The organism is Paraburkholderia sp. BR14374, from assembly GCF_040948685.1.
Classification (GTDB): domain Bacteria; phylum Pseudomonadota; class Gammaproteobacteria; order Burkholderiales; family Burkholderiaceae; genus Paraburkholderia; species Paraburkholderia youngii.
Genome location: NZ_JBFPKF010000017.1, coordinates 143,355 through 163,091, shown reverse-complemented (window position 1 = coordinate 163,091; position 19,737 = coordinate 143,355). Strand labels below are relative to the sequence as shown.

Genomic DNA, 19,737 nt, shown 5'->3' with positions numbered 1-19,737 from the left:
CCGAACAGGACCGTGAAACGACTCCACGCCGATGATAGTGCGGATTGCCCGTGTGAAAGTAGGTAATCGTCAGGCTCCCCCAAAAGCCAGAAACCCCACCCGCAGCGGTGGGGTTTTTGCGTTTACGGAAAGCTAACAGCCAATCACTATATAAGTGAGAGCGTTGGGATCGGAACGGTCAAGCAGGTCTTGACAAAAGGATGTTGTTCCCCCATAATCATCAGTTCTCTGCGGAGGGGTGCCCGAGTGGCTAAAGGGGGCAGACTGTAAATCTGTTGGCTTACGCCTACGTTGGTTCGAATCCAACCTCCTCCACCAGAATGCAAGTTGCAGTAGTTGTTGGGAATCCATGATCCTTGCGGGTGTAGCTCAATGGTAGAGCAGAAGCCTTCCAAGCTTACGACGAGGGTTCGATTCCCTTCACCCGCTCCAGCAGCACAGATGTAGCGCCCATGTGGCTCAGTGGTAGAGCACTCCCTTGGTAAGGGAGAGGTCGGCAGTTCGATCCTGCCCATGGGCACCAGAAGTAATCGGTGATTGTTTGCGCCCGGCGCAACGTACGGAAAATCCTCTTAGGAGTCGAAAATGGCCAAGGGTAAGTTTGAGCGGACCAAGCCGCACGTGAACGTGGGCACGATCGGTCACGTTGACCACGGCAAGACCACGCTGACGGCAGCGATCACGACGGTTCTGACGCAGAAGTTTGGCGGCGAAGCGAAGGCGTACGACCAGATCGACGCGGCGCCGGAAGAAAAAGCGCGCGGCATTACCATCAACACCGCGCACGTCGAGTACGAAACGGCTAACCGCCACTACGCACACGTTGACTGCCCGGGCCATGCTGACTACGTGAAAAACATGATCACGGGTGCGGCGCAGATGGACGGCGCGATCCTGGTGTGCTCGGCTGCTGACGGCCCGATGCCGCAAACGCGTGAGCACATCCTGCTGGCGCGTCAGGTTGGCGTTCCGTACATCATCGTGTTCCTGAACAAGTGCGACATGGTGGACGACGCTGAGCTGCTGGAGCTCGTCGAGATGGAAGTTCGCGAACTTCTGTCGAAGTACGACTTCCCGGGCGACGACACGCCGATCATCAAGGGTTCGGCCAAGCTGGCGCTGGAAGGCGACAAGGGCGAGTTGGGCGAAGTGGCGATCATGAACCTGGCCGACGCGCTGGACACGTACATCCCGACGCCGGAGCGCGCGGTTGACGGTTCGTTCCTGATGCCGGTGGAAGACGTGTTCTCGATCTCGGGTCGTGGCACGGTGGTGACGGGCCGCGTCGAGCGTGGCGTGATCAAGGTCGGCGAGGAAATCGAGATCGTCGGCATCCGTGCAACGGCCAAGACGACCTGCACGGGTGTGGAAATGTTCCGCAAGCTCCTCGATCAGGGTCAGGCCGGCGACAACGTTGGTATCCTGCTGCGCGGCACGAAGCGTGAAGACGTGGAGCGTGGTCAGGTTCTGGCCAAGCCGGGTTCGATCAACCCGCACACGCACTTCACGGCTGAAGTGTACGTGCTGAGCAAGGACGAAGGCGGCCGTCACACGCCGTTCTTCAACAACTACCGTCCGCAGTTCTACTTCCGTACGACGGACGTGACGGGCTCGATCGAGTTGCCGAAGGACAAGGAAATGGTGATGCCGGGCGACAACGTGTCGATCACGGTGAAGCTGATCAACCCGATCGCGATGGAAGAAGGCCTCCGCTTCGCAATCCGCGAAGGCGGCCGTACGGTCGGCGCTGGTGTCGTCGCAAAGATCATCGAGTAACGCCAGACAGTTCTCGACAATCGGTTGTATCGGGGTTGGCGGTGTCGTCAACCCCAAATGGTTTAGGGGTATAGCTCAACTGGCAGAGCGTCGGTCTCCAAAACCGAAGGTTGGGGGTTCGATTCCCTCTGCCCCTGCCAACTATCGCGTCGTAGTGGCGCTTCGTTAAGGTGTTATGGCGAATCCTTCCGTCGAAACTGTAAATACATCCGGCGACAAGATGATGTTGATCGCCGGTGTGTTGCTGGTCTTGGCCGGGTTCGTGGGGTTCTTCTGGCTTGGTGGCCAGGAATGGTACATCCGCGGAGCTGCCTTGGCCATTGGTGCGATCGCGGGTGCCGCAGTCGGGCTTCTCTCGGCGCCGGGCAAGGGTTTCATCGCTTTCGCCAAAGACTCGTATAAAGAAGTCCGTAAGGTCGTTTGGCCGACTCGCAAAGAAGCCACGCAAACGACGCTTGTAGTGTTCGGCTTCGTAGTCGTGATGGCCATCTTTCTCTGGGTTTGTGATAAATCCATCGAGTGGGCGATTTTCTCGGCGATTCTGGGTTGGAAATGATATGAGTGATACTCCGGCATCCCCGAGTGGCAAGCGTTGGTACGTGGTGCACGCATACTCAGGTATGGAGAAGAGTGTGCAGCGAGCGCTCCAGGAGCGCATCGAGCGGGCTGGCATGCAGGATCAGTTCGGGCAGATCCTCGTTCCCACAGAAGAAGTTGTTGAGGTAAAGGGTGGTCACAAATCAGTGACGGAACGTCGTTTTTTTCCCGGCTACGTTTTGGTCGAGATGGAAATGACAGATGAAACGTGGCACCTCGTGAAGAACACGGCGAAGGTGACCGGCTTCGTAGGCGGGGCGCGCAACCGCCCGAGTCCGATTTCCCCTCGGGAAGTTGAAAAGATCATGTCGCAGATGCAGGAGGGCGTGGAGAAACCGCGTCCGAAGACCCTGTTCGAAGTAGGCGAGATGGTGCGGGTAAAAGAAGGCCCGTTCACAGATTTCAACGGCAGCGTCGAAGAAGTGAACTACGAAAAGTCGCGAGTCCGTGTTTCCGTTACGATCTTCGGCCGGGCAACGCCGGTCGAGTTGGAATTCGGTCAGGTCGAAAAGTTGTAGTCCAAGTTTTACGGAACGCATCGCTAGGTGCATTCCGTATTTCGCGCTTACGGTCCGCGTAATGGCCGTTGAGGAGCGTAATTAGCCAACTGTCGGCGAACACGCGCTACTACTCACTGAGCGTCCGCACGTAGGTCGGCGTTCCAAAGAGGTTCTCGAAATGGCAAAGAAAATTATCGGCTTTATCAAGCTGCAGATTCCTGCAGGTAAAGCCAACCCGTCGCCGCCGGTTGGTCCGGCACTGGGTCAGCGCGGCCTGAACATCATGGAGTTCTGCAAGGCGTTCAACGCGCAGACTCAAGCAATGGAGCCGGGTCTGCCGATTCCTGTCGTGATTACGGCATTCGCAGACAAGAGCTTCACGTTCGTCCTGAAGACGCCGCCGGCAACGGTTCTGATCAAGAAGGCAGCGAAGCTCGACAAGGGTTCGAGCAAGCCGCATACCGACAAGGTCGGCAAGATGACCCGCGCTCAAGCCGAAGATATCGCCAAGACCAAGATGCCCGATCTGACGGCTGCTGATCTGGATGCAGCGGTTCGTACAATCGCTGGTAGCGCCCGCTCGATGGGCATCACCGTGGAGGGCGTGTAAATGGCTAAGCTTTCGAAGCGTCTGCAAGCATTTGCAGCCAAAGTGGATCGTCAGAAGCTGTATCCGATTGAGGATGCTCTGTCGCTCGTGAAGGAATGTGCAAGCGCGAAGTTTGACGAGTCGATCGACGTCGCCGTGCAACTCGGGATCGACGCAAAGAAGTCGGATCAAGTGGTTCGTGGGTCGGTCGTGTTGCCGGCTGGCACCGGTAAGTCGGTGCGCGTCGCTGTGTTCGCGCAGGGGGACAAGGCTGAGCAGGCTCGTGCCGCTGGTGCTGACGTCGTGGGTATGGAAGACCTGGCTGAACAGGTCAAGGCCGGCAACTTGAACTTCGACATCGTAATCGCTTCGCCGGACACGATGCGTATTGTCGGTACGCTCGGTCAGATCCTGGGGCCGCGAGGCCTGATGCCGAACCCGAAGGTTGGCACGGTCACCCCGGACGTCGCGACTGCGGTCAAGAACGCCAAGGCGGGTCAGGTGCAATTCCGTGTCGACAAGGCCGGTATCATCCACGCAACGATCGGCCGTGCTTCGTTCGAACCGGCAGCCCTGCGCAACAACCTGAACGCGCTGATCGAAGCGCTGCAAAAGGCGAAGCCGGCAACGAGCAAGGGCGTGTACCTCCGCAAGGTCGCGCTGTCGAGCACGATGGGTGTGGGCGTTCGCGTCGACCAGACGTCGATCGCTGCACAGTAATGAATTTGGCCGCTCTGGTGCGAATCGGGGCGGTTTTTTAAGGGCTTTGGGCGGTTGCGAGGTGGCAGTCTGCATTGCGCAACCGGTTGTCAAAGACCGTTGGCGGGCACGCAGCGGGTAGGCGGGTCCTTAATGTAAGGCCAACGCAGATGGCGAACCCGAAAAGGTTTTGTAGTGATGAAGCCGTCCGATGTCCGTAGGAATGCGGGCTTAAGACGGTCGAAATACTCCTGACTGGTCGGACGCCGTTATTGAACGCGGTACACAAGGCGCACGCTGCGTGTATCGAATCTGGAGGTTAACCGTGCCACTCAACAAAGAAAGCAAGCAGGCCGTCGTCGCTGAGGTTGCCGCGCAAGTCGCGAAAGCTCAGACCGTGGTTCTGGCTGAGTATCGTGGAATCGCGGTTGGCGATCTGACCAAGCTACGCGCGAAAGCGCGCGAGCAACAGGTTTACCTTCGCGTGTTGAAGAACACGCTGGCGCGTCGCGCCGTTGAGGGTACCCCGTTTGCTCCGCTGGCAGAGCAGATGACTGGCCCCCTGATCTACGGCATCTCGGAAGATGCAATTGCTGCTGCTAAGGTCGTCAATGACTTCAGCAAGGGCAATGACAAGTTGGTCATCAAGGCTGGTTCCTACGAAGGCAAGGTGATGGACAAGGCTGGCGTGCAAGCGCTGGCAAACATCCCGAGCCGCGAGGAACTGCTCTCCAAGCTGTTGTTCGTTATGCAGGCACCTGTTTCGGGCTTTGCGCGCGCCTTGGCCGCGCTGGCAGAAAAGAAACAAGGCGAAGAAACCGCTGCGTAATGCACTTCAGTCGAGCGTAATTGATCGCTGGCTGTATCCGAATTCAATTTAGGAGTATTTCAAATGGCAATCGCAAAAGAAGACATCCTCGAAGCCGTAGGCTCGATGTCGGTTCTGGAACTGAACGAGCTGGTCAAGGCGTTCGAAGAAAAGTTTGGCGTGTCGGCAGCTGCTGTTGCAGTGGCAGGCCCGGCAGGTGCAGCCGGCGGCGCAGCTGCTGCTGAAGAGCAGACCGAATTCACGGTCATCTTGGCTGAAACCGGTGCAAACAAGGTTTCGGTAATTAAGGCTGTTCGCGAACTGACGGGTCTCGGCCTGAAGGAAGCGAAGGATCTGGTCGATGGTGCACCGAAGCCCGTTAAGGAAGCGGTGCCCAAGGCTGCTGCTGAAGAAGCCAAGAAGAAGCTGGAAGAAGCCGGCGCGAAGGTTGAAATCAAGTAAGCTTCAACGCGCTGTGCGAAGGCTGGCGGTTTTTCACCGCCGGCCTTTTTGTGCTTTGTGGAGGACGCGTTTTTGCAGGTGTACGCCAGCAGAAATGTAATTTCCAGAAGCCAAAGAAAAACGCCTTCCGTAATATTGACCGGTGTTTCTCTTTGTCTTCTGAAGCGACTGCAGAAGGCAAGTTTGGTCGGGTAGCGGGCAACACAGGCATCCGCTGCCGTCAGCCAGCGGTTGGTAGCGGCCAACCACCAAGCTTCTAGGCTCGTTCAAGCCATCGGACGGCCATCGGGTCTCAGTCGGTGAACACTCGGGTTGTCTCATCAAGGTATCCTGCCTCGACAACTATGCCCGCCGTGATTCGGAGATCGTATGCAATATTCCTTCACCGAGAAGAAGCGTATTCGCAAGAGTTTTGCGAAGCGCCCCATCGTTCACCAAGTACCTTTCCTGCTGGCTACCCAGCTTGAATCATTCAGCACGTTTCTGCAAGCAGATACGTCGTCTACGCAACGCAAGCCGGAAGGCCTGCAGGCCGCGTTTACTTCTGTTTTCCCGATCGTTTCGCACAACGGCTTCGCGCGTCTCGAGTTCGTCAGCTACATGCTGTCGCCGCCAGCATTCAACATCAAGGAATGCCAGCAGCGCGGTCTGACGTACTGCTCGGCGCTGCGCGCCAAGGTACGTCTGGTGCTGCTCGACAAGGAATCGCCGAGCAAGCCGGTCGTCAAGGAAGTGAAGGAGCAGGAAGTGTACATGGGCGAAATCCCGCTCATGACACCGACCGGTTCGTTCGTCATCAACGGCACGGAACGCGTGATCGTTTCGCAGCTGCACCGTTCGCCGGGTGTGTTCTTCGAGCACGACAAGGGCAAGACGCACAGCTCGGGCAAGTTGTTGTTTTCGGCACGTATTATTCCTTACCGTGGCTCGTGGCTCGACTTCGAGTTCGACCCGAAGGACGTGCTTTACTTCCGCGTCGACCGCCGCCGTAAGATGCCGGTCACGATCCTGCTGAAGGCAATCGGCCTGACGCCGGAACAGATCCTCGCAAACTTCTTCGTGTTCGACAATTTCACGCTGATGCCGGAAGGCGCGCAGATGGAATTCGTGCCGGAGCGTCTGCGCGGTGAAGTCGCGCGCTTCGATATCACGGACCGCGACGGCAACGTGATCGTCCAGAAGGACAAGCGGATCAACGCCAAGCACATTCGCGATCTCGACAACGCGAAGACCAAGTTCATCTCGGTACCGGAAGATTATCTGCTCGGCCGCGTGCTCGCGAAGAACGTAATCGACGGCGATACGGGCGAAGTCATCGCGAATGCGAATGACGAAATCACGGAATCCGTGCTCGAGAAGCTGCGCGAAGCGAAGATCAAGGACATCCAGACGCTCTACACGAACGATCTGGACCAGGGTCCGTATATCTCGTCGACGCTGCGTATCGACGAAACGGCCGACAAGATGGCCGCGCGCATTGCAATCTATCGCATGATGCGTCCGGGCGAGCCGCCGACCGAAGAAGCGGTCGAGGCGTTGTTCAACCGCCTGTTCTACAGCGAAGAAGCGTACGACCTGTCGAAGGTGGGTCGTATGAAGTTCAACCGCCGCGTCGGCCGTGACGAAATCGTCGGCCCGATGACGCTGCAGGACGACGACATCCTCGCGACGATCAAGATCCTCGTGGAACTGCGCAACGGCAAGGGCGAAGTGGACGACATCGACCACCTCGGCAACCGTCGTGTGCGTTGCGTCGGCGAACTCGCAGAGAACCAGTTCCGTGCGGGCCTCGTGCGTGTCGAACGTGCTGTGAAGGAACGCCTCGGCCAGGCCGAAAGCGAAAACCTGATGCCGCACGACCTGATCAACTCCAAGCCGATCTCGTCGGCGATTCGCGAGTTCTTCGGTTCGTCGCAGCTGTCGCAGTTCATGGACCAGACCAACCCGCTGTCGGAAATCACGCACAAGCGTCGTGTTTCCGCGCTGGGCCCGGGCGGTCTGACGCGTGAGCGCGCCGGCTTCGAAGTCCGCGACGTGCATCCGACCCACTACGGCCGCGTGTGCCCGATCGAAACGCCGGAAGGTCCGAACATCGGTCTGATCAACTCGCTCGCTCTGTACGCGCACCTGAACGAATACGGCTTCCTCGAAACGCCGTATCGCAAGGTTGCGGACGGCAAGGTGACCGACCAGATCGACTACCTGTCGGCGATCGAAGAAGGCCGTTACGTGATCGCTCAGGCGAACGCGGCGGTGGCCGACGACGGCACGCTGACCGACGAACTCGTGTCGTCGCGTGAAGCGGGCGAAACGCTGATGGTCACGCCGGACCGCATCCAGTACATGGACGTAGCACCGTCGCAGATCGTGTCGGTCGCTGCCTCGCTGATTCCGTTCCTCGAGCACGACGACGCGAACCGCGCATTGATGGGCTCGAACATGCAGCGTCAGGCGGTGCCGTGTCTGCGTCCGGAAAAGCCGGTTGTCGGTACGGGCATCGAGCGCACCGTGGCGGTCGACTCGGGCACGACGGTTCAGGCACTGCGTGGCGGTGTGGTCGATTACGTCGACGCGGGCCGTATCGTGATTCGCGTGAACGACGACGAAGCGGTCGCAGGTGAAGTTGGTGTCGACATTTACAACCTGATCAAATACACGCGTTCGAACCAGAACACGAACATCAACCAGCGTCCGATCGTGAAGATGGGCGACAAGGTTGCGCGAGGTGACGTGCTGGCTGACGGCGCATCGACCGATCTGGGCGAGCTCGCGCTCGGCCAGAACATGCTGATCGCGTTCATGCCGTGGAACGGCTACAACTTCGAAGACTCGATCCTGATCTCGGAGAAGGTGGTGGCGGACGACCGTTACACGTCGATCCACATCGAAGAACTGAATGTCGTTGCTCGCGACACGAAGCTCGGACCGGAAGAAATCACGCGCGACATCTCGAACCTCGCGGAAGTGCAGCTTGGCCGTCTCGACGAGTCGGGCATCGTGTACATCGGCGCGGAAGTCGAAGCGGGCGACGTGCTGGTCGGCAAGGTCACGCCGAAGGGCGAAACCCAGCTGACGCCGGAAGAAAAGCTGCTGCGCGCGATCTTCGGTGAGAAGGCATCTGACGTGAAGGACACGTCGCTGCGTGTGCCGTCGGGCATGAGCGGTACCGTGATCGACGTTCAGGTGTTCACGCGTGAAGGCATCCAGCGCGACAAGCGCGCCCAACAGATCATCGACGATGAACTGAAGCGCTATCGTCTCGACCTGAACGACCAGCTGCGTATCGTAGAAGGCGATGCGTTCCAGCGTCTCGCGCGAATGCTCGAAGGCAAGGTTGCGAACGGCGGTCCGAAGAAGCTCGCGAAGGGCACGAAGATCGAGCGCGCTTACCTCGAAGATCTGGACCACTACCACTGGTTCGACATCCGCCTCGCGGATGAAGAAGCAGCGGCCCAGCTCGAAGCGATCAAGAACTCGATCGAAGAGAAGCGTCACCAGTTCGACCTTGCGTTCGAAGAGAAGCGCAAGAAGCTCACCCAGGGCGACGAACTGCCGCCGGGCGTGCTGAAGATGGTCAAGGTGTATCTGGCAGTGAAGCGCCGTCTGCAGCCTGGCGACAAGATGGCAGGCCGTCACGGTAACAAGGGTGTCGTGTCGAAGATCGTGCCGATCGAAGACATGCCGTACATGGCCGACGGCCGTCCGGCTGACGTCGTTCTGAACCCGCTCGGCGTGCCGTCGCGGATGAACGTGGGTCAGGTTCTCGAAGTGCATCTGGGTTGGGCCGCGAAGGGTCTCGGCTGGCGTATCGGCGAAATGCTGCAGCGGCAGGCGAAGATCGCTGAACTGCGCGAATTCCTGATCAAGATCTACAACGAATCGGGCCGCGCCGAAGAGCTGGACAGCTTCAGCGACGACGAAATCCTCGAACTGGCGAAGAATTTGCGCGAAGGTGTGCCGTTTGCAACGCCGGTGTTCGACGGTGCGACGGAAGAAGAAATGTCGCGCGCGCTGGATCTGGCGTTCCCGGACGAGATCGCTGACAACCTCGGCATGACGCCGTCGAAGAACCAGGTGCGTCTGTTTGACGGCCGCACGGGCGAGATGTTCGAACGGACGGTGACGGTCGGCTACATGCACTACCTGAAGCTGCACCACCTGGTCGACGACAAGATGCACGCGCGCTCCACGGGTCCGTACTCGCTCGTGACGCAACAGCCGTTGGGCGGTAAGGCGCAGTTCGGTGGCCAGCGTTTCGGTGAAATGGAAGTGTGGGCGCTCGAAGCGTACGGCGCATCGTACGTGCTGCAGGAAATGCTGACGGTGAAGTCGGACGACGTGACGGGCCGGACCAAGGTTTACGAGAACCTGGTCAAGGGCGATCACGTGATCGATGCCGGCATGCCTGAGTCGTTCAACGTGTTGGTGAAGGAAATCCGGTCGCTGGGTATCGACATCGACCTGGACCGGAACTAATCGGACTACTGGAGAGAAGCGATGAAAGCTTTGCTCGATCTATTCAAGCAAGTCCAACAACCTGAAGTTTTTGACGCGATCAAGATCGGTCTGGCCTCGCCGGACAAGATCCGTTCGTGGTCGTTCGGTGAAGTCAAAAAGCCGGAAACCATCAACTACCGCACGTTCAAGCCGGAGCGCGATGGTCTGTTCTGCGCGAAGATTTTCGGTCCGATCAAGGACTACGAATGCCTTTGCGGCAAGTACAAGCGCCTGAAGCACCGCGGCGTGATCTGCGAGAAGTGCGGCGTCGAAGTGACGCTCGCGAAGGTGCGTCGCGAGCGCATGGGCCACATTGAACTGGCCTCGCCGGTTGCGCACATCTGGTTTCTGAAGTCGCTGCCGTCGCGTCTGGGCATGGTGCTCGACATGACGCTGCGCGACATCGAGCGCGTGCTGTACTTTGAAGCATACGTGGTGATCGATCCGGGCATGACGCCGCTCAAAGCGCGGCAGATCATGACTGAAGAGGATTACTACAACAAGGTCGAGGAATACGGCGACGAATTCCGTGCCGAAATGGGCGCGGAAGGTATTCGCGAGCTGCTGCGCGCGATCAACATCGACGAGCAGGTCGAAATGCTGCGCACGGAGCTGCGCAACACCGGCTCGGAAGCGAAGATCAAGAAGTACGCGAAGCGCCTGAAGGTGCTCGAGGCATTCCAGCGTTCGGGCATCAAGCCGGACTGGATGGTCCTCGAAGTGCTGCCGGTGCTGCCACCGGAACTGCGTCCGCTGGTGCCGCTCGACGGCGGCCGTTTCGCGACGTCGGACCTGAATGACCTGTATCGCCGCGTGATCAACCGTAACAACCGGTTGAAGCGTCTGCTCGAGCTGAAGGCGCCTGAGATCATCGTCCGCAACGAAAAGCGGATGCTGCAGGAAGCCGTCGACTCGCTGCTCGACAACGGCCGTCGCGGCAAGGCGATGACCGGCGCGAACAAGCGTCCGTTGAAGTCGCTCGCAGACATGATCAAGGGTAAGGGCGGTCGCTTCCGTCAAAACCTGCTCGGTAAGCGCGTCGACTACTCGGGCCGTTCGGTGATCGTGGTCGGCCCGACGCTGAAGCTGCATCAGTGCGGTCTGCCGAAGCTGATGGCGCTCGAACTGTTCAAGCCGTTCATCTTCAACAAGCTCGAAGTGATGGGTGTCGCTACCACCATCAAGGCTGCGAAGAAGGAAGTCGAGAACCAGACGCCGGTCGTGTGGGACATCCTTGAAGAGGTGATCCGCGAACATCCGGTCATGCTGAACCGCGCGCCGACGCTGCACCGTCTCGGCATCCAGGCTTTCGAGCCGGTGCTGATCGAAGGTAAGGCGATACAGCTGCACCCGCTCGTCTGCGCGGCGTTCAACGCCGACTTCGACGGTGACCAGATGGCCGTTCACGTGCCGCTGTCGCTCGAAGCGCAGATGGAAGCGCGCACGCTGATGCTCGCGTCGAACAACGTGCTGTTCCCGGCCAACGGCGATCCGTCGATCGTGCCGTCGCAGGACATCGTGCTCGGCCTGTACTACGCGACGCGTGAAGCGGTGAACGGCAAGGGCGAAGGCCTGACGTTCACGGGCGTGTCGGAAGTGCTGCGCGCGTACGAGAACAAGGAAGTCGAGCTTGCATCGCGCGTCAACGTGCGGATCACCGAAATGGTCCACAACGAAGACAAGTCGGAAGGCGCGCCGGCGTTCGTGCCGAAGATCACGCTGTACGCGACCACGGTTGGCCGCTCGATCCTGTCGGAAATCCTGCCGCCGGGTCTGCCGTTCTCGGTGCTGAACAAGCCGCTGAAGAAGAAGGAAATCTCGCGTCTGATCAACACCGCGTTCCGCAAGTGCGGTCTGCGTGAGACGGTGATTTTCGCCGACCAGCTGATGCAGTCGGGCTTCCGCCTGGCAACGCGCGCCGGTATTTCGATCTGCGTCGACGACATGCTCGTGCCGCCGCAGAAAGAAACCATCGTCGGCGATGCCGCGAAGAAGGTGAAGGAATACGACCGTCAGTACATGTCGGGTCTCGTCACCGCGCAGGAACGCTATAACAACGTGGTCGACATCTGGTCGGCAACGTCGGAAGCGGTCGGCAAGGCGATGATGGAGCAGCTGTCGACGGAACCGGTCATGGACCGTGACGGCAACCAGACGCGTCAGGAGTCGTTCAACTCCATCTACATGATGGCGGACTCGGGCGCTCGTGGTTCCGCGGTTCAGATCCGTCAGCTGGCTGGTATGCGCGGCCTGATGGCGAAGCCGGACGGTTCGATCATCGAGACGCCGATTACGGCGAACTTCCGCGAAGGTCTGAACGTGTTGCAGTACTTCATCTCGACCCACGGCGCACGTAAGGGTCTGGCTGATACGGCACTGAAGACCGCGAACTCGGGTTACTTGACGCGTCGTCTGGTCGACGTGACGCAGGATCTGGTCGTCGTCGAGGAAGATTGCGGCACGTCCAACGGCGTGGCAATGAAGGCGCTCGTGGAAGGCGGCGAAGTGGTCGAAGCGCTGCGTGACCGTATTCTGGGTCGCGTGGCCGTGGCTGACATCGTCAACCCGGAATCGCAGGAAACGCTTTTCGAAGCGGGCACGCTGCTCGACGAAGACGCGGTCGAAGATATCGAACGCCTCGGCATCGACGAAGTCCGCGTGCGCACGCCGCTCACCTGCGAAACCCGTTATGGTCTGTGCGCGGCCTGCTACGGTCGCGACCTTGGCCGCGGCTCGCTGGTGAACGTCGGCGAAGCGGTCGGCGTTATCGCAGCGCAGTCGATCGGTGAACCGGGCACGCAGCTCACGATGCGTACGTTCCACATCGGTGGCGCGGCGTCGCGTGCGGCGGTGGCTTCCTCGGTCGAAGCGAAGTCGAACGGTACGGTGCGTTTCACGTCGACGATGCGTTACGTTACGAATGCGAAGGGCGAGCAGATCGTCATCTCGCGTTCGGGCGAAGCGATGATCACCGACGATCACGGCCGCGAGCGCGAGCGTCACAAGGTGCCGTACGGCGCCACGCTGCTGCAGCTCGACGGCGCGCAGATCAAGGCCGGCACGCAACTGGCCACCTGGGATCCGATGACGCGTCCGATCATCACCGAGTACGGTGGTACGGTGAAGTTCGAGAACGTCGAGGAAGGCGTGACGGTCGCGAAGCAGATCGACGACGTGACGGGTCTGTCAACGCTCGTCGTGATCGACGTGAAGCGTCGTGGTTCGCAGGCGTCGAAGACGGTGCGTCCGCAGGTCAAGCTGCTCGATGCGAACGGCGAGGAAGTGAAGATCCCGAACACCGAGCACTCGGTGCAGATCGGCTTCCAGGTCGGCGCGCTGATCACCGTGAAGGACGGTCAGCAGGTGCAGGTCGGTGAAGTGCTTGCACGTATCCCGACCGAATCGCAGAAAACGCGTGACATTACCGGTGGTCTGCCGCGTGTGGCGGAACTGTTCGAAGCACGTTCGCCGAAGGATGCAGGTATCCTGGCGGAAGTCACGGGTACGACGTCGTTCGGTAAGGACACGAAGGGCAAGCAGCGTCTCGTTATCACGGACCTCGAGGGCAACCAGCACGAGTTCCTGATCGCGAAGGAAAAGCAGGTTCTGGTGCACGATGGTCAGGTCGTCAACAAGGGCGAAATGATCGTCGACGGACCGGCGGATCCGCACGACATCCTGCGTCTGCAGGGCGTCGAGGCGCTGTCGCGCTACATCGTGGACGAAGTGCAGGACGTGTACCGTCTGCAAGGCGTGAAGATCAACGACAAGCACATTGAAGTGATCGTGCGTCAGATGCTGCGCCGCGTCCAGATCACGGACAACGGCGATACGCGTTTCATCCCGGGCGAACAGGTCGAGCGGTCGGACATGCTCGACGAGAACGACCGTATGATCGCGGAAGACAAGCGTCCGGCAACGTACGAAAACGTGCTGCTCGGTATCACGAAGGCGTCGCTGTCGACCGATTCGTTCATCTCCGCGGCGTCGTTCCAGGAAACGACCCGCGTGCTGACCGAAGCGGCGATCATGGGCAAGCGCGACGACCTGCGTGGCCTGAAGGAAAACGTGATCGTCGGCCGTCTGATTCCGGCCGGTACCGGCCTCGCGTTCCACAAGGCGCGCAAGAGCAAGGAACTAGCCGACCGCGAGCGTTTCGATCAGATCGCAGCGGAAGAGTCGTTCGAATTCGGTACGCCGGAAACCCCGGCTGCAGAGCAGCAGCACTCGGGCGAGTAAGCGCTGGCGGCGCAAGCCGCCTTGCCTGACGAGCCACGAAAGCCGCTCAGTTTCGACTGAGCGGCTTTTTTTTGCTCATTTTTGCGCGTGCATCGGTGCCAGGCGCCGGCGCATCCCTAGGCCGGATGGCCAAGGTTGTCGCAAAGCGCGGGCGCGGCGCGAATGCGTTGGTAAAATTCGTCTCACCGCCTGCGTGCCGTTCCCTTCGCCGTCTCTGTCAAATACATGTCCCGTCCGCTCGAAATCCTCAACGAAGTCTTTGGTTATCCCGCGTTCAGAGGGCAGCAGGGCGAAATTGTCGAGCACGTCGCCGATGGCGGCGATTGCCTCGTGCTGATGCCGACGGGCGGCGGCAAATCGCTGTGCTATCAGATTCCGTCGCTGGTGCGGCGCGAACGCGGCTTTGGCACCGGCATCGTGGTGTCGCCGCTGATCGCGTTGATGCAGGATCAGGTGGCCGCGTTGACCGAAGTCGGCGTGCGGGCCGCGTACCTGAACTCGACGCTGTCGAGCGCGGAGGCGATGGCCACCGAGCGGGCGCTTCGCGACGGCGACATCGATCTGCTCTACGTTGCACCGGAGCGGCTGATGACGTCGCGCTTCCAGGAACTGCTCGAGCGCACGCGCATCGGTCTTTTCGCGATCGACGAAGCGCACTGTGTGTCGCAATGGGGACACGATTTCCGGCCCGAATATATCCAGCTGTCGGTGCTGCACGAGCGCTTTCCGAATGTGCCCCGCATTGCGCTGACGGCGACCGCCGACGCGATCACGCGCGACGAAATCATCCACCGTCTCGCGCTCGAGGATGCGCGCGTGTTCGTGTCGAGTTTCGATCGGCCGAACATTCGCTATCGCATTGCCGAAAAAGACAACGCACGTACGCAGCTGCTCGACTTCATCCGCGCCGAGCATATGAAGGCCGACGGCACGACCGACGCGGGCGTTGTCTATTGCCTGTCGCGCCGCAAGGTCGAGGAGACCGCCGACTGGCTGAAGGAAAAGGGCATGCGCGCGCTGCCATACCACGCCGGCATGGAATTCGAAGTGCGCCAGAAGCATCAGGAAATGTTCCAGCGCGAGGAAGGCATCGTGATGTGCGCGACGATCGCGTTCGGCATGGGCATCGACAAACCCGACGTGCGGTTCGTCGCCCATCTCGATTTGCCGAAGAGCGTCGAAGGGTACTACCAGGAGACCGGCCGCGCGGGCCGGGACGGGCTGCCGTCGAATGCGTGGATGGCCTACGGGCTCGGCGACGTCGTGCAGCAGCGCAAGATGATCGACGAATCCGAAGCCGATGACGCCCACAAGCGCGTCCAGACCGGCAAGCTCGATGCGCTGCTCGGTTTGTGCGAAACCGCGACCTGCCGACGGGTGCGCCTGCTCGCGTACTTCGGCGAAACGAGCCAACCGTGCGGCAACTGCGACAACTGCCTCGAGCCGCCCCCGACCTGGGATGCGACGCGCGAGGCTCAGATGGCGCTGTCGTGCGTGTTTCGCGCGCAGCGCGCGAGCGGCTTTCATTTTGGCGCCGGACATCTGATCGATATTTTGCGCGGCAACCGCAGCGAGAAAATCCTGCAGCGCGGGCACGAGAAGCTGACCACGTTTGGTATCGGCGCAGCGCTCGGTGAGCCGGAGTGGCGTGCGATCTTCCGTCAGCTAGTTGCATTCGGCTACCTGACTGTCGACCACGAGGGCTTCGGTTCGCTCGTGCTCACGGAGGCGAGCAAGCCGGTGCTAAAGGGCGAGCAGAAGGTGACGATGCGGCGCTACGTCAAGCCCACACGCACGCGTCAATCGGCGGGGCGTACGAGCGAACGCGCCGATCCGACCATCGGCATGGGCCCTCGCGAGCGCGCCCGCTGGGAGCGTCTACGCATGTGGCGCACCGAAACCGCGAAAAGCGACGGCGTGCCGGCTTATGTGATTTTCCATGACGCGACGCTTGCGGAAATCGCCCGTCTCGGCCCGGATTCGATCGAGGATCTGCGTGGGATTCCTGGCATGGGCGCCCGTAAACTTGACCGTTTCGGTTACGAATTGCTAAGCGTCGTAGCTGCCGACTGACCTCATCCGGCTGTTTCGCCGGATTGACAGGGATGCGAAACATCGCAACCTGTTGACTCCCTTAGTATTTTCGGAATATTATGCTAGGTTCCGGTTCTTGGCATGCGTGCGCGCGGCTTCAGTTCGTGCGCAGGTAGGCCAACCGGAAGTTCGATGCGCAGGCGTTTCCGCTTTGCCCGGAAACAGATGCGTCGATTTTGTTCAATTTCAGGAATAAACAATGCCAACCATCAATCAACTGGTTCGCAAAGGCCGCACGTCCGAAACGACGAAGAGCAAGAGCCCGGCCTTGCAGGACTGCCCCCAGCGTCGCGGCGTGTGCACCCGTGTGTACACCACGACGCCGAAGAAGCCGAACTCGGCACTCCGTAAGGTCGCCAAAGTTCGCCTGACGAATGGCTTCGAAGTCATTTCGTATATCGGTGGTGAAGGCCACAACCTGCAGGAACACTCGGTCGTGCTGATTCGCGGCGGCCGTGTGAAGGACTTGCCGGGTGTGCGTTACCACATGGTTCGCGGCTCGCTGGATACCCAAGGCGTCAAGGATCGTAAGCAGGCTCGCTCGAAGTATGGTGCGAAGCGTGCCAAGGCTGGCAAGTAATTAGCCCGTCAATCGTAGTTTCAGGTCGCCTGCAAAGGCGGTAATAGCGATGGTGCCGGAGTCGCCGGTGCTATCGAGTAAGTGGTCACCCGACCAGGCTGGTTAGTCTTACGGATGAATCGGGTTAGTTGGTGGCCGCGGGGCTGCAATCAGCTCCAACTGAAAAGGTAAAGGAAGAAACATGCCGCGTCGTCGCGAAGTCCCCAAGCGGGAAGTGTTGCCGGATCCGAAGTTCGGCAACGTTGATGTAGCAAAATTCATGAACGTCCTGATGCTCTCCGGCAAGAAGTCGGTCGCCGAGCGTATCGTGTACGGCGCTTTCGAACAGATCCAGACCAAGGGTGGCAAGGACCCGCTGGAGGTGTTCACGGTGGCGCTCAACAACGTCAAGCCGGTGGTCGAAGTGAAGAGCCGCCGCGTTGGTGGTGCGAACTATCAGGTTCCGGTCGAAGTGCGCCCGTCGCGTCGTATGGCATTGGCGATGCGTTGGCTGCGTGAAGCCGCGAAGAAGCGCAGCGAGAAGTCGATGGCCCTGCGTCTGGCAGGTGAACTCTCCGAAGCGGCCGAAGGCCGTGGCGGCGCGATGAAGAAGCGCGACGAAGTTCACCGGATGGCAGAAGCCAACAAGGCGTTCTCGCACTTCCGTTTCTAAGCTTTCCCGACCCCGGGTTTAGCGGAATAACGGAAAGAAATTCCGGGCGGGTGCGCTTCAAGGGCGCCTCGCCCGTTTGTGTTACAGCGCGATGGGTATCTCTCGCATCGCGCCATCCCAATAGAGGATCAAAGTGGCTCGCAAGACTCCTATCGAGCGCTACCGTAACATCGGTATTAGCGCTCACATCGACGCCGGCAAAACGACGACGACCGAGCGCATTCTGTTCTACACGGGCGTGAACCACAAGATTGGTGAAGTTCACGACGGCGCTGCCACCATGGACTGGATGGAGCAGGAACAGGAACGCGGCATCACGATTACTTCCGCTGCTACCACGGCATTCTGGAAGGGCATGGCGGGCGACCGCGCCGAGCACCGCATCAACATCATCGACACCCCGGGTCACGTCGACTTCACGATCGAAGTCGAGCGCTCGATGCGCGTGCTCGATGGCGCGTGCATGGTGTACTGCGCTGTGGGCGGTGTGCAGCCCCAGTCGGAAACCGTGTGGCGTCAAGCTAACAAGTACAAGGTTCCCCGTCTCGCGTTCATCAACAAGATGGACCGTACCGGGGCGAATTTCTTCAAGGTCTACGACCAGCTCAAGCTGCGTCTTAAGGCGAACCCGGTTCCGGTCGTCGTGCCTATTGGCGCGGAAGAGAACTTCACGGGCGTCGTCGATCTGATGAAGATGAAGGCGATCATTTGGGACGACGCGTCCCAAGGTACCAAGTTCTCGTACGAAGACATCCCGGCAGAACTCGTCGACACGTGCAACGAATGGCGTGAAAAGATGGTCGAAGCCGCGGCTGAAGCGAACGAAGACATGATGAACAAGTACCTCGAGTCGGGCGAACTGACCGAAGAGGAAATCATCAAGGGTCTGCGCGACCGTACGATCGCTTGCGAGATCCAGCCGATGCTGTGCGGCACCGCGTTCAAGAACAAGGGTGTGCAGCGCATGCTGGACGCCGTGCTCGACTTCCTGCCGTCGCCGATCGACATTCCGCCGGTTACCGGCGAACTGGAAAACGGTGAAAAGGCGGAGCGCCGCGCGGCCGACGACGAAAAGTTCTCGGCACTGGCATTCAAGATCATGACCGACCCGTTCGTCGGCCAGCTGATCTTCTTCCGAGTGTACTCGGGCGTCGTCAATTCGGGCGACACGGTGCTGAACGCGACCAAAGACAAGAAGGAACGTCTGGGTCGTATTCTGCAGATGCACGCGAACCAGCGCGAAGAAATCAAGGAAGTGCGCGCAGGCGACATCGCTGCCGCGGTCGGCCTGAAAGAGGCGACCACGGGCGACACGCTGTGCGATCCGCAGAACCCAATCGTGCTCGAACGCATGATTTTCCCGGAACCGGTGATTTCGCAGGCTGTCGAGCCGAAGACCAAGGCTGACCAGGAAAAGATGGGTCTGGCACTGAACCGCCTGGCCCAGGAAGATCCGTCGTTCCGCGTTCAGACGGACGAAGAATCGGGTCAAACGATCATTTCGGGTATGGGCGAACTGCACCTCGAAATTCTGGTCGACCGGATGAAGCGTGAATTCGGCGTGGAAGCGACCGTCGGCAAGCCGCAGGTGGCTTACCGCGAAACGATCCGCAGCACGGCGGCTGACGTTGACGGCAAGTTCGTCAAGCAGTCGGGCGGCCGCGGTCAGTACGGTCACGCAGTCATCACGCTCGAGCCGAACGAACAAGGCAAGGGTTACGAGTTCCTCGACGAGATCAAGGGCGGCGTGATTCCGCGTGAATACATTCCGGCAGTCGACAAGGGTATCCAGGAAACGCTGAAGGCTGGTGTGCTGGCAGGCTTCCCGGTCGTTGACGTGAAGGTTCACCTGACGTTCGGTTCGTACCACGACGTTGACTCGAACGAAAATGCGTTCCGCATGGCCGGTTCGATGGCGTTCAAGGAAGCAATGCGTAAGGCAAGCCCGGTCATCCTCGAACCGATGATGGCTGTGGAAGTCGAAACGCCGGAAGATTACATGGGCAACGTGATGGGCGACCTGTCGGGCCGTCGCGGTATCGTCCAGGGCATGGAAGACATGGTTGGTGGCGGCAAGATCGTTCGCGCCGAAGTACCGCTGTCGGAAATGTTCGGCTACTCGACGTCGCTGCGTTCGCTGACGCAGGGTCGTGCAACGTACACGATGGAGTTCAAGCACTACGCTGAAGCTCCGCGCAACGTGTCGGAAGCGATCATCAACGCGAAGTCGAAGTAATCGCGCGG

Annotated in this window: 13 protein-coding genes and 4 tRNA genes; all 17 read left to right on the top strand. The window is 59.8% G+C overall.

Annotation, left to right across the window (positions count from 1 at the left end; all coding sequences use genetic code 11):
• The first annotated feature begins 232 nt into the window (after positions 1-232).
• The 17 genes from AB3X86_RS29810 to fusA all read left to right on the top strand — a co-directional run bounded on the left by AB3X86_RS29810 (position 233) and on the right by fusA (position 19,729).
• Positions 233-318, top strand: a tRNA-Tyr gene (locus tag AB3X86_RS29810).
• A gap of 40 nt (positions 319-358) precedes the next feature.
• Positions 359-432, top strand: a tRNA-Gly gene (locus AB3X86_RS29805).
• Between the two features lie 16 nt (positions 433-448).
• Positions 449-523 (top strand) — tRNA-Thr (locus AB3X86_RS29800).
• 62 nt (positions 524-585) lie between these two features.
• Positions 586-1,776 carry an elongation factor Tu gene (gene tuf / locus AB3X86_RS29795; protein ID WP_013090760.1) on the top strand — a complete coding sequence of 397 codons (1,191 nt, stop codon included), beginning with the start codon at positions 586-588 and terminating at the stop codon, positions 1,774-1,776.
• 64 nt (positions 1,777-1,840) lie between these two features.
• Positions 1,841-1,916 (top strand) — tRNA-Trp (locus AB3X86_RS29790).
• 35 nt (positions 1,917-1,951) lie between these two features.
• Positions 1,952-2,332 (top strand): preprotein translocase subunit SecE, encoded by a 381-nt coding sequence (secE, locus tag AB3X86_RS29785; protein WP_368598748.1) that lies wholly within the window; start codon positions 1,952-1,954, stop codon positions 2,330-2,332.
• 1 nt (position 2,333) lies between these two features.
• Positions 2,334-2,891 (top strand): transcription termination/antitermination protein NusG, encoded by a 558-nt coding sequence (gene nusG / locus AB3X86_RS29780; RefSeq protein ID WP_075303275.1) that lies wholly within the window; start codon positions 2,334-2,336, stop codon positions 2,889-2,891.
• A gap of 160 nt (positions 2,892-3,051) precedes the next feature.
• Positions 3,052-3,483, top strand: a complete 432-nt coding sequence (rplK, locus tag AB3X86_RS29775; protein WP_368598747.1) for a 50S ribosomal protein L11 — start codon at positions 3,052-3,054, stop codon at positions 3,481-3,483.
• Positions 3,484-4,182, top strand: coding sequence for a 50S ribosomal protein L1 (rplA, locus tag AB3X86_RS29770; protein ID WP_013090766.1), 699 nt, complete (start codon positions 3,484-3,486; stop codon positions 4,180-4,182).
• Positions 4,183-4,486: 304 nt separating this feature from the next.
• Positions 4,487-4,990, top strand: a complete 504-nt coding sequence (gene rplJ, locus AB3X86_RS29765) for a 50S ribosomal protein L10 (protein WP_176110093.1) — start codon at positions 4,487-4,489, stop codon at positions 4,988-4,990.
• Positions 4,991-5,053: 63 nt separating this feature from the next.
• Entirely contained in the window at positions 5,054-5,431 is a 378-nt protein-coding gene (rplL, locus tag AB3X86_RS29760) for a 50S ribosomal protein L7/L12 (protein WP_018420143.1), read from the top strand.
• A gap of 369 nt (positions 5,432-5,800) precedes the next feature.
• Positions 5,801-9,907, top strand: a complete 4,107-nt coding sequence (rpoB, locus tag AB3X86_RS29755) for a DNA-directed RNA polymerase subunit beta (RefSeq protein ID WP_368598746.1) — start codon at positions 5,801-5,803, stop codon at positions 9,905-9,907.
• Positions 9,908-9,928: 21 nt separating this feature from the next.
• Positions 9,929-14,167, top strand: coding sequence for a DNA-directed RNA polymerase subunit beta' (gene rpoC / locus AB3X86_RS29750; RefSeq protein WP_368598745.1), 4,239 nt, complete (start codon positions 9,929-9,931; stop codon positions 14,165-14,167).
• Positions 14,168-14,392: 225 nt separating this feature from the next.
• A complete protein-coding gene (recQ, locus tag AB3X86_RS29745; RefSeq protein ID WP_368598744.1) occupies positions 14,393-16,240 on the top strand; it encodes a DNA helicase RecQ in 1,848 nt (615 codons plus the stop codon).
• Between the two features lie 220 nt (positions 16,241-16,460).
• A complete protein-coding gene (rpsL, locus tag AB3X86_RS29740; RefSeq protein ID WP_006053290.1) occupies positions 16,461-16,841 on the top strand; it encodes a 30S ribosomal protein S12 in 381 nt (126 codons plus the stop codon).
• A 181-nt stretch (positions 16,842-17,022) separates the two neighbouring features.
• Positions 17,023-17,493: a 30S ribosomal protein S7 gene (gene rpsG, locus AB3X86_RS29735; protein ID WP_006053291.1), complete on the top strand. Its 471-nt coding sequence runs from the start codon at positions 17,023-17,025 to the stop codon at positions 17,491-17,493.
• 133 nt (positions 17,494-17,626) lie between these two features.
• A complete protein-coding gene (fusA, locus tag AB3X86_RS29730; RefSeq protein ID WP_013090761.1) occupies positions 17,627-19,729 on the top strand; it encodes an elongation factor G in 2,103 nt (700 codons plus the stop codon).
• Positions 19,730-19,737 lie beyond the last annotated feature (8 nt).

What these genes read in the sequence shown, in the direction of transcription:
- tuf (WP_013090760.1), top strand. Translation starts at nt 586, where the DNA reads ATGGCCAAGGGTAAGTTTGAGCGGACCAAGCCGCACGTGAACGTGGGC.
- secE (WP_368598748.1), top strand. Translation starts at nt 1,952, where the DNA reads ATGGCGAATCCTTCCGTCGAAACTGTAAATACATCCGGCGACAAGATG.
- nusG (WP_075303275.1), top strand. Translation starts at nt 2,334, where the DNA reads ATGAGTGATACTCCGGCATCCCCGAGTGGCAAGCGTTGGTACGTGGTG.
- rplK (WP_368598747.1), top strand. Translation starts at nt 3,052, where the DNA reads ATGGCAAAGAAAATTATCGGCTTTATCAAGCTGCAGATTCCTGCAGGT.
- rplA (WP_013090766.1), top strand. Translation starts at nt 3,484, where the DNA reads ATGGCTAAGCTTTCGAAGCGTCTGCAAGCATTTGCAGCCAAAGTGGAT.
- rplL (WP_018420143.1), top strand. Translation starts at nt 5,054, where the DNA reads ATGGCAATCGCAAAAGAAGACATCCTCGAAGCCGTAGGCTCGATGTCG.
- rpoB (WP_368598746.1), top strand. Translation starts at nt 5,801, where the DNA reads ATGCAATATTCCTTCACCGAGAAGAAGCGTATTCGCAAGAGTTTTGCG.
- rpoC (WP_368598745.1), top strand. Translation starts at nt 9,929, where the DNA reads ATGAAAGCTTTGCTCGATCTATTCAAGCAAGTCCAACAACCTGAAGTT.
- recQ (WP_368598744.1), top strand. Translation starts at nt 14,393, where the DNA reads ATGTCCCGTCCGCTCGAAATCCTCAACGAAGTCTTTGGTTATCCCGCG.
- rpsL (WP_006053290.1), top strand. Translation starts at nt 16,461, where the DNA reads ATGCCAACCATCAATCAACTGGTTCGCAAAGGCCGCACGTCCGAAACG.
- rpsG (WP_006053291.1), top strand. Translation starts at nt 17,023, where the DNA reads ATGCCGCGTCGTCGCGAAGTCCCCAAGCGGGAAGTGTTGCCGGATCCG.